Raw genomic sequence first — 14456 nt, 5'->3', positions numbered from 1 at the left:
GGGCGATGATGCGGGCCGAACCGGCCCCGCATCATCGCCCCGCTTGCTGCTCGGCGCGGCTTGCTATGCAAGCCCCCCCTGACACACATACTTGATCGACAAGTAATCGTCGAGCCCATATTTCGAGCCTTCCCGGCCGTAGCCCGACTCCTTCACGCCGCCGAAGGGCGCAGCCTCGCTGGCCAGCGCGCCTTCGTTGACACCGACGAGGCCCGCTTCGAGCGCGCGCGACACGCGTTCGATGCGCTTCATGTCGTTCGTGTAGAAGTACGACGCCAGTCCGTACGGCGTGGCGTTGGCTGCATCGACCGCTTCCCGCTCGTTCTCGAAGCGGAACAACGGCACGACCGGCCCGAACGTTTCTTCGCCGCATAGCTGCATGCTCGAATTGGCGTCGGCGAGCACGGTCGGCGCGTAGAAGTTCGGGCCGAGCTCCGGCAGACGCTTGCCCCCCGTGACGACGCGCGCGCCGTGCGCGAGCGCATCGTCCACATGGCGCTCGATCTTGTCCACCGCGCGGGCGTTGATCATCGGCCCGATCTGCGTGTTGGCCTCGCGCGCCGGGCCAACCGCCATGTCTCGTACGCGATCGGCCAACAACGTGGCAAAGCGCTCGTACACGCCGCTTTGTACATACACGCGATTCGGGCAGACACAGGTTTGGCCGCCGTTGCGGAATTTGGCCGCGATGAGTCCGTTCACGGCGGCGTCGAGATCGGCGTCGTCGAAGACGATGAACGGCGCGTTGCCGCCGAGCTCGAGCGAGAGCTTCTTGAGCGTGCCGGCCGATTCGCGTGCGAGATGCTTGCCGACGGCCGTCGATCCCGTGAACGTGATCTTGCGCACGCGCGAATCGTCCAACCAGTCGGCCACGGCCTCGACGCCGCGCTGGCGCGACGCCGTGATCAGATTGAGCACGCCCGGCGGCACGCCCGCTTCCTGCGCGAGCAGCACGAGCGCCGACGCCGTCAACGGCGTATCCTCGGCCGGTTTGGCGACGACAGTGCAGCCGGCCGCCAGGGCGGGGGCGATCTTGCGCGCGATCATCGCGAGCGGGAAGTTCCACGGCGTGATCGCGGCGACGATGCCGATCGGCTCTTTGACGGCGCTCATGCGCTTGCTGCGGTGCTGTTGCGGAATCAAGTCGCCATAGATGCGCGTCGCTTCTTCGGCGAACCATGCGACGTACGAAGCGCCATAAGCGACCTCGCCGCGCCCTTCCGAAAGCGGCTTGCCTTGCTCGCGAGAGATCAGCGCACCGAGCGCGTCCTGGTTCGCGAGGATCAACGCATGCCAGCGGCGCAGGATTTCAGCGCGTTCTTTCGGCAGGGTATCGCGCCAAGCCGGCAGCGCCGCGGCGGCGGCATCGGTGGCTGCGCGCGCGTCCGCTGCGTGGCTATCCGCCACTTCGGCGATCAAGGCGCCATCGGCCGGGTCGGTCACGGCAAAGCGGGCGCCGTCCGCGGCAGGCAGCCAGCGGCCGCCGATGAAGTTCTCCGTCCGGATCAAGGCTTCGGGGGTAAAGGTTTTCGTCATGCTCCTGCTCCTGCTTCTGATCGGCGCCGGCCGTTGCGCTCCGGCGGTTCGGCAGCCGCACCGCACCGCAGCGCGGAGGCCGCCTTTTGGATTTACTTGTTCGCGACTCGTTCGGCAATGGCCGCGCCCACCTCGGTGGTGCTGGCCTTGCCGCCGAGATCGCCCGTGCGTGGGCCTTCTTTCAGCGTCGCTTCGATGGCGGCGAGCATGGCGTCGTGCGCCTCGCGCTCTTTGCCGCTGTGCCCGCCAAGGAAATCGAGCATCATCGCTGCCGACCAAATCATCGCGATCGGATTGGCGATGTTCTTGCCGGCGATATCGGGCGCCGAGCCATGCACGGGCTCGAACAGCGAGGGGAACTTGCGGTCGGGGTTCAAGTTCGCCGACGGGGCGAGACCGATGGTGCCGGTGCAGGCCGGACCCAAATCCGACAGGATGTCGCCGAAGAGATTGGTCGCGACGACCACGTCGAAGCGGTCCGGATTGAGCACGAAGCGAGCGCAAAGGATGTCGATGTGCTGCTTGTCCCACGTCACGTCGGGGTAGGCGCGCGCCACCTCGGCGGCACGTTCGTCCCACCAGGGCATGCTGACTGCGATGCCGTTGCTCTTGGTGGCGACCGTCAGCTTGCGTTTGGAGCGCCGTTGCGCGAGGTCGAATGCGAACTTGAGCACGCGCTCGCTGCCATGGCGCGTGAAGATCGATTCCTGCACGACGAATTCACGCTCGGTACCGGCGAACATAACCCCGCCCACCGACGAGTATTCGCCTTCGGTGTTTTCGCGCACTATCCAGAAATCGATGTCGCCGGGGCCGCGCCCGGCAAGCGGCGAGGGAACGCCTTCGAACAAACGCGCGGGCCGCAGGTTGATGTATTGATCGAATTCGCGGCGGAATTTGAGCAGCGAACCCCATAACGAAATATGATCGGGCACCTTGGCCGGCCAACCCACGGCGCCGAACAAGATCGCATCGCAGCGCTCCAATTGCGCTTTCCAATCGTCGGGCATCATCTGCCCGTGTTTCTCGTAGTAGTCGCAGCTTGCCCAATCGATGTGCTCGTATTCGAGCGAGATTCCGAATCGCCGGCTCGCGGCATCCAGCACGCGCAACCCCTCGGGCATGACTTCGACGCCGATGCCGTCGCCTGGGATGACGGCGATTCGATATTTGCCAGTCATTCTGACTTGCCTCCAAAAAGCGTAATGAGCGAAACGAGAAATCAACCGCCCGCGCCGGCGCGTCGTCGATGAGCCATCGGCTGGTCGCGTTGCAGGCGGCGCAGGTTACGAATGCGGAAACAGCACTTCGAGCGGGTAGTGCGTTTTCACGAAAGGCGATTTGATGATGACGTAGCTGAAATACTTTTCGATACCGATATCGCGTTCGAGCAGCCCTTCGATCACGCTTTGATAGTGGCTGACGCTGCGCGTCACGAACTTGAGCAGATAGTCGTAGCCGCCGCTCGCGAGGTGGCATTCGATGATCTCGTCGACGTCCTTGATCGCGGCGACGAACCGGATGAAATCCTCGCGACGGTGGTCGGCCAGCGTGACTTCCGTGAACACGATCTGCACGTCGCCGAGCTTTTCGAGCTGGATCTGCGCGCCGTAGCCGACGATGTAGCCGGCCTTCTCGAGCCGCTTGACGCGTATCAAGCACGGACTGGGAGAGAGGCCGACGGCATCGGCGAGTTCCACGTTCGTAATACGCCCACGTTTCTGAAGTTGCGAAAGGATCCGTAGGTCGATCCGATCAAGCTTGCAATCGCCGCTCATCGTGCTGTCGCCAAAGTCGTGCCACTAACGGTGAGCGATTACTTTAGCACGCTGCCACGCGCGTTCGGCGATCGAGCGCGGCTCGCACCTCCGGTTGCCCCAGCACCTCGTCGAGGGTGTTGCGCAAGCGCTCGAACAGCAGATCGAACTCGTCGGCGCTATAGGACAGGGCCGGGGCGAATCCGAGGATGTTGTCGCCGAACGCACGGAAAATCAACCGGTTGCGATACGCGGCGGCCGCGATCCGATCCGGCAGGGCGAGCGCCGCGTCGAAGCCGGCTTTGCTCTCCTTGTCGGAGACGAGCTCGAGCGCGCCGAGCAGGCCCCGGTGGCGCGAATCGCCCACGAGCGGGTGCTCGAGCAGCGCGTCGAGCCCTTGCGCGAAGCGAGGGGCAAGGGCGGCCGCGTTCGCGAGCAAGCCGCCTTCGTGATAAAGGCGCATCACTTCCAGCGCGATCGCCGCGCTGACCGGGTGCGCGGAATACGTGTAGCCATGGCCGATCGCCGCGCCTGGGCTGCCGTCCGCGATGCCGCGGTAGACCTCGTCGGACATGAGCACGGCGCCCATCGGCGCGTAGCCGGCCGTCAGTCCCTTGGCGACCGTCATCAGATCCGGTTCGACGCCTTCCGCCTCGCAAGCGAACAGCGGGCCCGTGCGGCCGAAACCCGTGATGACCTCATCGGCGACGAATAGGATGCCCAGCCGGCGGCATGCGTCGCGCATGGCTTTGAGCCAACCGACGGGGGGCACGATCACGCCGCCCGATCCCTGTATCGGTTCGCAGAAGAAAGCGGCGACGTTCTCCGCGCCCAGTTCGGCCACCTTCGCTTCCAATGCGGCCACCGACGCGGCGATGAGCGCCGCATCGTCGGCGAAATCATTGCGGTAGGCGTAGGGCGACGCGATGTAATGCTGATGCGGAAGCGGCAGATCGAAATGGCGATGAAAGACGGGAAGCGCGGTCAGGCCGGAACCCACGGAGGACGAGCCGTGATAGCCGCGCTCGAGCGAGATGAATTGCTTCTTCTGCGGCCGACCGGTCGCATTGAAGTAATGCGTGATGAAGCGCACGGCCGAATCCACGGCATCGGATCCGCCGAGCGTGAAGTAGACATGCTGAAGCGAGGCCGGGGCGCGCGCGACCAACTGCTCGGCCAACTCGATCGCGGGCACGGAGCCGAAGTGGAAATACCCCGTTGCGTAGGGCAGCTTCTTCATTTGCTCGGCGGCGGCATCGACGATGCTTTGCTGGCCATATCCCACGTTGACGCACCAAAGCCCGGCGAATGCATCGAGTAGCTCGTTGCCCTCGGCATCGGTCACGAACGAGCCGCGCGCCGATTCGAGGATCGTGACGCCACGCGCCTCATGCGCACGATAGTTGACGACGGGATGAATGAGATGCTTGCGGTCGGCTTCGATGAGCGAGGAAATCGACATGGTGGCGGGCTCGTACGGGTGTGATCGATGAATCCATGGTACCGATCGCGCGCCTCGCTTCGTTTCCGAAAAAAGCCTGTGAAAAGCGTGCGCCGAGCGTTTTGATGCGTGCGGTCAGCATTTTCTGCTGACCGCTAGAGGCGGCCGGCGCTGCGTCGGTCAGTAGCCGCGGCGGCGATCGATTTCCCCGATCATCGGCAGTCCCGAGCGATGCCGGCGCAGGTTCTCCAATACCGATTCGACCGCCGTCTCGGGGCGCGTCGCGCTCGCGATATGCGGGGTGATGCGAACGCGCGGGTGCCGCCAAAGCGGATGATCGGCCGGCAGCGGCTCCGGCGTCGTGACGTCGAGCAGCGCGTAACGCAGGTGGCCGTCTTCGAGCAGGCGCAGCAAATCGTCTTGAACGAGGTGGGCTCCACGGCCGGTTTGAATCAACGATGCGCCGCGCGGCAGCTTCGCGAGCAGGCGCGCGTCGAGCAGATGGTGCGTGGCGGCCGTGAGCGGCAACAGGCAAACGAGGATATCGGTGCGCGCGAGGAACGCATCGAGCCCTTCTTCGCCCGCATAGCAGTCGACGCCTTCTATGCGGTGCGCGGACCGGCTCCAACCGGCGCAGGGATAGCCGAACACGCGCAGCTGTTCGAGCACGGCCGTCCCCAATTGGCCCAGCCCGAGGACGCCGACCCTGCACGAAGCGGCCGCGCGCACCGGCAATTCGCGCCAGCAAGCTTGCCGCTGTTGCTCGGCATAGTCGAAGAAGTCGCGATGGACGGTCAGCACGGCGTGCGTGACGTACTCGACCATCCCTTCCACGATGCCCGGTTCGACCATCCGGACGACGGGCACATGCTGGGGAATGCCAGATAGATCGAATTGATCGACGCCCGCACCCACCGAGAACAGCACCTCGAGATTGGGCAGCGTGCGCATCGGATCGTCGGGCGGCTGCCAGGCTGCCAGATAGCGGATCCGGCTTGGGTCGCCGCCCATATCGGGCCAGACGTGAAACGCGATATCGGGCGCGCGTTCGGCGAACAGCTTGGCCCATACCGCGCCGCGCGCGGGATCGGCTTTATAGAGAAAGCTCATGACGCGCGTCAGCCGATGGCTTGATTGATGATGCCGTACTGCGCGAGCGCTTCGTCGGACGGCGGCATGCGCTCGGCGTTGCGCGCCATTTTGACGACGCTGTCCACGCGCGTGAGGCCCAGCGCTTCGAGCCATTCCGTCAGGCCGCTTTCTCTCGGTGTGTCGATGCGAATGAACATGCCCGGATTGGAAGCGAGCCAGTGGCCGATCATCGCCTTCGCCCGCACCGGATCCGCATCGCGCGGTGCGACCACGGGACCGATGGCACGACCGCGCCCGAACCGGCGAAAGAGCGCAAAGCCGATCAACTCGCCGTCGCGGTCGAGCCCGATGCCGTCGGAGCAGGCTAGCAGCGCGGGCAGCACGGCCGAACGATCGAGGCCGCTCGCGCGCGAGGCCAACTCGACGAGCCGCGGCGTGTCGTTCACGCCCAGCGGGCGCAGCCGTTCCCGCGCGGGCAACGGCAACAAAGGCGGCTGTAGCGCCGCGCCTTGGTGTTGATCGAGCGTGCCGATGGGCGCGAAGCCGAGCTTCTCGTAGAGCGGGAGGCCGGCCGGCGTCGCATGCAGGACCGTCGCCCTGGCGCCGAGCGCTTCGAGCGCCATTTCGGCCAGCCGGCGGCCGATGCCGTAGCCCTGGAAAGCAGGCGAGACGATGACCATCCCGAGCGACGACGTATCTTCGCCGTACTTCCAACAAAGGACGGTGCCGATGACGCGCCCGTCGCGCTCGGCTACGAAGCCCTCGCCGAGATTGGTGACGAAATGCCAATCCTCGGCGCGATGCGGCCATTTGAGTTCGAGCGTCAACGCATGGGCGGCATCGACGTCCGCCACAGTAAACGGCCTGTAATGGATGGAGTCGGACACGCGAGGCCCCTCTTTATGTTGATGGGTAAGCACTGTGTCATGCGGCGCGAGCGTTGACTAGGACGATCTTTTTATCGGCTACCCCTGGCGCGCTCATGAGTGCGGCGCGCAATCGCCCGCCAGCTAAGGCGCTCCGTTTGTGCAATGCAATCTCGCTGCTATGCGGCGCAACGACGCTTGCGTTGTGCGGTCTCGGTAATTTTGTCGATGCAATATGCTGTGGCGCTCGTCTTACGATCTTCGTCATGGAGCGAACGCGCAACCGCGCCGACGCTCGACCGATCGATCTACGGCAACGGCTCGCTGGCCGGATGCCATGCCAAGACGGAGCGAATGCCGTGAACACCTTCGACCCCAATGCGATTGCAGTGCGCAGCGGCCATTTCATCGGCGGCGCGTATCTCGACGCGCAAGGCCCGACACTCGACGTTGCTCGCCCATCGGATGGGCAAATCTATGCATCGGTGCCGATCGGCGACGAGAGCCTCGTTGCTTACGCGGTCGACAACGCGTGGAATGCATGGCGCAAGAGCGGATGGGCGACGATGCCGCCGCGCGAACGCGCGCGCATCTTGCGCCGCTTCGCCGATCTCATCGCCGCCGATGCCGAGACGCTGGCGCCGTTGGAAGCGCTCGGCTCGACTCGGCCCGTCCGGGACGCGTTCGCATGGGACGTTCCGTTCACCGCCGAAGGCATTCGCTTTTATGCTGAGTTCGCCGACAAGATCGGCGGACAAGTTGCTCCGACCGACCGCGAGCATCTAGGCATGACGATTGCCGAGCCGATCGGCGTCGTCGGCGCGATCGCCCCGTGGAATTTTCCGCTGGTGATGGCTTCATGGAAGATCGGCCCCGCGCTTGCCGCGGGTAACGCCGTCGTCTTGAAGCCCTCGGAAATGACGCCGTTTTCTGCGCTACGGTTGGCGGAGCTGGCGATCGAGGCGGGCGTGCCCGCCGGCGTCTTCAACGTGGTTCAAGGCGATGGCCGCACGACGGGCGATGCGCTCGTGCGGCATCCGCTCATCGGCAAGGTGACGTTTACGGGGTCGACCCGGACGGGCGCCGCGATCATGGCCGCCTGCGCGCTATCGGGAACGAAGCCCGTTACGCTCGAACTCGGCGGCAAGAGTCCGCAGATCGTCTTCGCCGATGCGCCGCGGATCGAGGAGGTCGCGCGCCGCATCGCGTCCGCCATCACCACCAACGCTGGGCAAGTCTGCGTGGCCGGATCGCGGCTCATCGTCGAGCGCTCGATCGCCGAGCCGCTGGTCGAGCGCGTCGCGCAGATCTTCCGCGGGTTCGAAGCGGGCGCGACTTGGCATGCGCATGCGAATCTCGCGCCTATCATCTCTCCCACTCAAGCCGATCGCATCGATGCGATCGTGCAGGCGACGCTCGACGATGGCGCACAAGCGCGCTGCGGCGCGCGCAGAGCGACGACAGACCAGGCAGGCGCCTATTACATGCCGACCATCGTCGAAAACGTGACGGCCGATTCCGCCGCGGTGCGGGAGGAGATTTTTGGCCCGGTGTTGACGGTGCAGACGTTCGAATCGGAAGACGAAGCGCTGGCGCTGGCCGCCCATCCCGACTACGGCCTGGCCGCCGGCGTCCATACGGCGAACCTGGGCCGCGCGCTGCGTTTCGTCAGAGCGCTCGATGCGGGCACGGTCTGGGTCAATCGTTACGGGCGCAGCAACGACTTCGTCATTCCGACGGGCGGCTACAAGCGCTCGGGTATCGGCAAAGATCTCGGGAAAGAGGCTTACGAAGCCAATTTGCGCTTCAAAAGCGTCCTCATCGACTTGAACGACTGAGCGGCGAGCGCGCCCGGAGGCAAGCCTGGCGGGCGCGCCGCAGACTCTGCTGTCGAACCGATGCAAAACACGCGCTTTATGTCGTGGGCAGCGACCACTTTAGAGACATCTTTGTTTTTGCATTGATTAAATCGTTCTTAGGCGTGAGCTTTCGCGCAACCACGCGGCGGCTCGCGAGCAACCGATAACGGATGAACTTACCAGAGGATGCATTGAGATGATCGATTTCGAGCCGAAATACATCACGTTCGACTGCTACGGCACGTTGACGCGATTCCGTATGGCGGATATGACACGCGAGCTTTATGGCAAGGAACTCGATTCGGCCCAACTCGAAAGCCTCGTCAGTGCATTCGCCGGTTACCGCTTAGACGAGGTGCTGGGTGCGTGGAAACCCTACCGTGACGTCGTCGTCAATGCGTTTCGCCGGGCCTGCAAGCGCGTGGGCGTGCCCTTCGACGAAGAAAAAGCGGAAAGCTTCTATTTGGCCGTGCCGACCTGGGGCCCCCATCCGGACGTGCCGGAAGGGCTCTCGCGTCTCGCCAAGAAATACAAGCTCGTGATTTTGTCGAACGCATCGAACGACCAGATCCAGAGCAACGTCGACAAACTCGGTGCGCCGTTTCATGCGGTGTTCACCGCCCAGCAAGCGCAGTCGTACAAGCCGCGCATGCAAGGCTTCGAATACATGTTCGACAAGCTCGGTTGCAATCCGCAAGACGTCTTGCACGTGTCGTCGAGCCTGCGCTACGACCTGATGACGGCGCACGACTTGGGCATCAAGCACAAAGCGTTCGTCAACCGTGGACATGAGCCCTCCACGCCGTATTACGAGTACCACGAAGTGGACGGCATCCCGCAGCTCGCGTCCCTGCTCGGCCTGTGATCGTGCGATGGTGCCGCCATTGAACCGAGGAACGTCACGATGAAGCTAGAGTCCTACTGGCTCGATACCGCGCCCGCCACGCCGCTCGGCAACGAGGGGCCCGTGCAGGGCCGCGTGGACGTCGCCGTCATCGGCGGCGGCTTCACGGGGTTGTCCGCGGCCGTTGCGCTCGCGCGGCGCGGCGCGACGGTGGCATTGCTCGATGCCGGGCGTATCGGCGGCGGCGCGTCGGGCCGCAACGGCGGCCAGGTCAACACCGGTGTCGCACAGGATTTCGCGGCGCTCGCGGCGCAACGGGGTATCGACCGTGCGCGCAGCTACTACCTCGCTTACGCGGCGGCGGTCGATACGGTGGAGCGCTTGATTCGAGAAGAAGCGATCGATTGCGACTATCTCGCAACAGGCAAGCTCAAGCTCGCCGCCAAACCGCAGCATTACGAACATCTGGCGAAAACTGCCGCGTTGATTCATCGTGAAGTCGATCAAAACATCGAACTGATCGATGCCTCGCGGATCGGCGACGAGGTGCAGTCGGAGCGGTTCTACGGCGGTTTGCTGCAGCGCCATGGCGGGCAGATGCATATGGGCAAGTTCGCCGCTGGCCTCGCGCAGGCGGCGCGCCGGCACGGCGCCACCTTGCACGAGCATGCGCCTGTCACGGCGATCGTCAAGCAAGGCGGGGGCGGATATCGCGTCGTCTCCGACCGTGGCGAGCTTGCCGCAACGAACGTGCTGATCGCGACGGGGCCGTCCAAGCATGGCCCGTTCGCATGGTATCGGCGGCGGCTCGCACCGGTCGGGTCGTTCATCATCGTGACCGAGCCGATCGGCGCCGAAGCGGTGGCGCGCATCTTTCCCCAGCGGCGCGCCTATACGACGACGCGCCTGATGCACAACTACTTTCGTGTGACGGCCGACACAAGGCTCGTGTTCGGCGGCCGGGCACGCTTCACGGCGTCGGAGCGGCCGTCCGACGAAAAGAGCGGGCGCATTTTGCAGCGCAACCTCGCGGAGATGTTCCCGCAATTGGCGAAGGCGCGCATCGACTACTGCTGGGGGGGGCTGGTCGACATCACGGCGGACCGCTTGCCGCGAGCCGGGCAGCACGATGGCTTGTATTTCTCGCTGGGCTACAGCGGGCATGGCACACAGATGTCGACGCATATGGGGCAGGTAATGGCCGACGTCATCGATGGCCGCACCGACGCCAATCCATGGCGCGACCTACCGTGGCCCGCGATTCCCGGCCACACGGGCAAACCCTGGTTTCTGCCGATCGTCGGCGCCTACTACCGTATCAAAGACGTGTTTTATTGAGATCGGGCCGACGAGCGCGCTCACAGTCGTTGCAGCGAAGGCCGGAAAACCTTCGTTGAACGTAAAGGCGTATTAAAACCTTCTAGTTGACCGCCGGTTAACTGTTTTTTGCCAGCCTTGGCTTACTTCGCGGAGAAGTGAAATGAAAAAGGACACCTCACAATACGGTGCTGTCGGAGCCGAGACCACACTCGAGCAATTGACCGCGAAGGGCGCATCGCGCCGCGACGCGCTACGTGCGCTCGTGGCGGCGGGGCTCGTGTCGGTGACGGGCGGCGGCTTGCTCGTGGCGAGCACGGCCGCTCAGGCGCAAGCCAAGCCGAAGCAGGGCGGCAAGATTCGCGTGGCGACGCAATCGTCGTCCACGGCGGACACGCTCGACCCCGCGAAGGGGGCGTTGGCGACCGATTATGTTCGCTGCAACATGATCTACAACGGCTTGACCGAGCTCGACGAACATCTCGGCGCGAAGATGGCGCTCGCCACTTCGTTCGATACGCAGGACGCCAAGGTATGGGTCGTGAAGTTGCGCCCCGGCGTGCAGTTCCACGACGGCAAGGCGCTCACGCCGGCCGACGTGGCCTATTCGCTGCTGCGCCATAAAGATCCGGCCACGGCTTCGAAGGCCAAGACGCTTGCCGATCAAATCAGCGATGTCAAGGCGACGGGCCCGAACGAGCTGACGATCACGCTGTCCGGCCCGAATGCCGATTTGCCCGTGATTCTCGCCGACGCCCACTTCCTCATCGTGAAGGACGGCACCAAAGACTTCTCGAAGACCGCCATCGGCACGGGCCCGTTCAAGCTCAAGGAATTCACGCCGGGCGTGCATACGGTCGTGGTGAAGAACGACCATTACTGGAAGCCGGGCTTGCCGCATCTGGACGAGATCGAGCTCATCGGCATCTCGGACGAATCGGCGCGCGTCAATGCGCTGCTCTCGGGCGACGTGCAGCTCATCAATCAGGTGAACCCGCAATCGACGGGCCGCATCAAAGCCACGCCAGGCTTTACCGTGCTCGAAACGAAAACGGGGCAATACACCGACCTCATCATTCGCAACGAGGGCGGGATCACTGGCAATCAAGATTTCCGTCTCGGGCTCATGCATTTGCAGAACCGCGATCAGATGCGTCAAGCCGTGTTTCAAGGCTACGGCGCGATCGGCAACGATCAACCGATCGACCCGACCAACAAGTACTACTTCGCCGGGCTGCCGCAGCGCCCGTTCGATCCCGAGAAGGCGAAGTTCCACTTCAAGAAAGCCAAGCTCGGCAGCACGCCGATGCAAGTCTATGCTTCCCCGGCCGCCGACGGCTCCGTCGACATGGCCATGCTGCTGCAGCAGGCCGCGCCGCAAGCGGGTCTGAACTTGCAGGTGATGCGCGTACCCGCCGACGGTTATTGGTCCAACCACTGGATGAAGCACCCGCTCAGCTACGGCAACATCAACGCCCGGCCGACCGCCGACATGCTCTTCACGCAGTTCTTCGCGTCCAACGCGCCCTGGAACGAAGCGAACTGGAAAGATCCGCAGTTCGACCAAATGCTCGTTGCGGCGCGCGGCGAGCCGGACGAAGCCAAGCGCAAGAAGATCTACGGCGATATGCAGGTGCTCGTGCATGAAAAGGGCGGCCTCGGCATTCCGATGTTCCTGAGCTCGCTCGATGCCCATACGACGAAGCTGCAAGGGCTCGGCTCCATTCCGCTGGCGGGGCTCATGGGCTTCGCGTTCGCGGAGCATGTGTGGCTGGAAGCCTGAGCGATGCCCGGCGCAATGCGCCGGGCGCGCATAAAAAGGAGGAGACTGAGAACGCCATGCACGAGATCGAAGGAGAGGCCTGTAAATGAAACGTCAAGCTTATAGGCTGATTGCGAGCCGCCTCGGCCTTGCGTTGCTAACGTTGCTGATTGTCTCGGCGCTGGTATTCGCCATGACGGGTCTGCTGCCGGGTGACGCCGCGCAGGAGGCGCTCGGCCAGGCCGCGACGCCCGAGGCCGTGGCGGCGCTGCGGCATCAATTCGGTTTGGATCAACCGGCGCTGCACCGCTATTTGGTGTGGCTTGCGCATGTCGTGCGAGGCGACTTCGGCATGTCGCTCTCCAATAGCCTGCCCGTCAGTGAACTGATCCGAACGCGCCTGCCCAACTCGCTGATGCTCGCAGGGTTGACGACGGTCGTTTCGGTGCCGATCGCGCTCGCGATCGGGATCTTTTCGGCGATGTTTCGCGGCTCCTGGATCGATCGGGCGCTCAATATCGTGACGCTCTCGACGGTGGCCGTGCCCGAGTTCTTGGTCGCGACCGTGGCCGTACTGATCTTCGCCGTCAATCTGCATTGGCTCCCGGCGCTGTCGTATCTGTCTTCGGTGTCGTCGTTCAGCGATATCGTGCGCATCTACGCGATGCCGGTCATGACGCTGTGCTGCGTGCTCGTCGCGCAAATGGCGCGCATGACGCGGGCGGCCGTGCTCGACCAGCTCAATTCAGGCTATGTCGAAATGGCTTACCTGAAGGGTGCATCGCAAGTGCGCGTCGTGTGGCGTCACGTGCTGCCCAATGCGATCGGCCCGATCGCCAATGCGGTGGCGCTCAGTTTGTCGTACCTGTTCGGCGGCGTGGTCATCGTCGAATCGATCTTCAACTACCCGGGACTCGCGAGCCTGATGGTGGACGCGGTGACCAATCGCGACATGCCGCTCGTGCAAGGCTGCGTCATGGTGTTCTGCGCAGCGTATCTCGCTCTTGTTTTGATGGCAGACCTATGTCAGATCCTTTCCAATCCGAGGCTCCGTCAACGATGAGTCGCCCTATTCAATCCTCGATTCCGCACCCCGGCACCCAGATCTACGACGACGCGGAGGCAGAGACGGCGGCCCCGGCGCGCCGTCCGCGCCGCGCTCGCTTGTCCTGGCTCGGAAGAATCGGCATGACGCTCGTTTGCTTCTGGCTGGCGATGGCCGTGTTCGGCCCGATGCTCGCGCCCTACAAAGAAGGCGTGCTTGCGTCGACGCTGAGCTTCGCCGGCTTTAGCGCCGCTCATCCGTTCGGCACCGACTATTTGGGCCGCGACATGTTGAGCCGGATTCTTTACGGCACGCGCTATACCGTCGGGCTCGCCCTGGCAGCGGCCGTGCTCGCGAGCGGCATCGGCACGTGCTTGGGGCTCGTTGCCGCCGTGTCGCCGCGCTGGGTGGACGAGGTCATGTGCCGCCTCTTCGACGCATTGATCTCGATCCCGAGCAAAGTGCTGGCGCTCGTTGCCATCGCCGCGTTCGGCTCGTCGGTTCCGATGCTGACGCTGGTGGCGGCCGTGGCTTACATTCCCGGCGCGTTCCGTATTTCGCGGTCTCTCGCAGTCAATTTGATGACGCTCGAATATGTGCTCGTGGCGCGTGCTCGCGGCGAACGCTTGCTGTACATCGCTCGCGTCGAAGTGCTGCCGAACATGATCCATCCGGTGTTGGCCGATTTCGGCTTGCGCTTCGTCTTCATCGTGCTGCTGCTCAGCGGCCTCAGTTTCCTCGGCCTGGGCGTGCAACCGCCCAACGCGGATTGGGGCTCGCTCGTGCGCGAGAACATCGGTGGTTTGTCGCAAGCGGCGCCGGCTGTGTTGATGCCGTCGATCGCCATCGCGACGCTGACCGTCGGAATGAATTTGCTGATCGACAGCTTGCGGCGTCATGCCGGATTCGGACAAGGAGGACGGCCGTGAGCGACGTC

12 protein-coding genes are annotated in these 14456 nt (G+C 64.0%); 6 read left to right on the top strand and 6 right to left on the bottom strand.

Going from position 1 to position 14456, the window contains the following annotated elements:
* Positions 1-63: 63 nt before the first annotated feature.
* The 6 genes from MMB74_RS26285 to MMB74_RS26260 all read right to left on the bottom strand — a co-directional run bounded on the left by MMB74_RS26285 (position 64) and on the right by MMB74_RS26260 (position 6713).
* Positions 64-1536: an NAD-dependent succinate-semialdehyde dehydrogenase gene (locus MMB74_RS26285; protein ID WP_277431536.1), complete on the bottom strand. Its 1473-nt coding sequence runs from the start codon at positions 1534-1536 to the stop codon at positions 64-66.
* Positions 1537-1628: 92 nt separating this feature from the next.
* On the bottom strand, positions 1629-2717 hold the full coding sequence (locus MMB74_RS26280) for a tartrate dehydrogenase (RefSeq protein ID WP_277431535.1): 1089 nt from the start codon (positions 2715-2717) through the stop codon (positions 1629-1631).
* A 105-nt stretch (positions 2718-2822) separates the two neighbouring features.
* Positions 2823-3314: a winged helix-turn-helix transcriptional regulator gene (locus MMB74_RS26275; protein ID WP_102607783.1), complete on the bottom strand. Its 492-nt coding sequence runs from the start codon at positions 3312-3314 to the stop codon at positions 2823-2825.
* A 43-nt stretch (positions 3315-3357) separates the two neighbouring features.
* A complete protein-coding gene (locus MMB74_RS26270; protein WP_277431534.1) occupies positions 3358-4755 on the bottom strand; it encodes an aspartate aminotransferase family protein in 1398 nt (465 codons plus the stop codon).
* Positions 4756-4914: 159 nt separating this feature from the next.
* Complete coding sequence (locus tag MMB74_RS26265; protein WP_277431533.1) at positions 4915-5844, bottom strand: glyoxylate/hydroxypyruvate reductase A; 930 nt, start codon at positions 5842-5844, stop codon at positions 4915-4917.
* An 8-nt stretch (positions 5845-5852) separates the two neighbouring features.
* Positions 5853-6713, bottom strand: a complete 861-nt coding sequence (locus tag MMB74_RS26260; protein WP_277431532.1) for a GNAT family N-acetyltransferase — start codon at positions 6711-6713, stop codon at positions 5853-5855.
* Positions 6714-7051: 338 nt separating this feature from the next.
* Here MMB74_RS26260 and MMB74_RS26255 point away from each other — a divergent pair, with 338 nt between their 5' ends.
* The 6 genes from MMB74_RS26255 (at position 7052) to MMB74_RS26230 (ending at position 14448) form a co-directional block, all read left to right on the top strand.
* Positions 7052-8530 carry an aldehyde dehydrogenase family protein gene (locus MMB74_RS26255; protein WP_277431531.1) on the top strand — a complete coding sequence of 493 codons (1479 nt, stop codon included), beginning with the start codon at positions 7052-7054 and terminating at the stop codon, positions 8528-8530.
* A gap of 217 nt (positions 8531-8747) precedes the next feature.
* Positions 8748-9416 carry a haloacid dehalogenase type II gene (locus MMB74_RS26250; protein WP_277431530.1) on the top strand — a complete coding sequence of 223 codons (669 nt, stop codon included), beginning with the start codon at positions 8748-8750 and terminating at the stop codon, positions 9414-9416.
* Positions 9417-9455: 39 nt separating this feature from the next.
* On the top strand, positions 9456-10733 hold the full coding sequence (locus tag MMB74_RS26245; RefSeq protein WP_277431529.1) for an FAD-binding oxidoreductase: 1278 nt from the start codon (positions 9456-9458) through the stop codon (positions 10731-10733).
* A gap of 142 nt (positions 10734-10875) precedes the next feature.
* Positions 10876-12495, top strand: a complete 1620-nt coding sequence (locus tag MMB74_RS26240; protein WP_277431528.1) for an ABC transporter substrate-binding protein — start codon at positions 10876-10878, stop codon at positions 12493-12495.
* 85 nt (positions 12496-12580) lie between these two features.
* Positions 12581-13537, top strand: a complete 957-nt coding sequence (locus MMB74_RS26235; protein WP_277431527.1) for an ABC transporter permease — start codon at positions 12581-12583, stop codon at positions 13535-13537.
* Complete coding sequence (locus MMB74_RS26230; RefSeq protein WP_277431526.1) at positions 13534-14448, top strand: ABC transporter permease; 915 nt, start codon at positions 13534-13536, stop codon at positions 14446-14448. The genes MMB74_RS26235 and MMB74_RS26230 overlap by 4 nt, the downstream gene beginning before the upstream one ends.
* Positions 14449-14456 lie beyond the last annotated feature (8 nt).

The organism is Trinickia sp. Y13 (assembly GCF_029522115.1).
GTDB lineage: Bacteria > Pseudomonadota > Gammaproteobacteria > Burkholderiales > Burkholderiaceae > Trinickia.
Note: the sequence above shows the minus strand (reverse complement) of the source record. Positions and strands in the feature narration are given on the sequence as shown.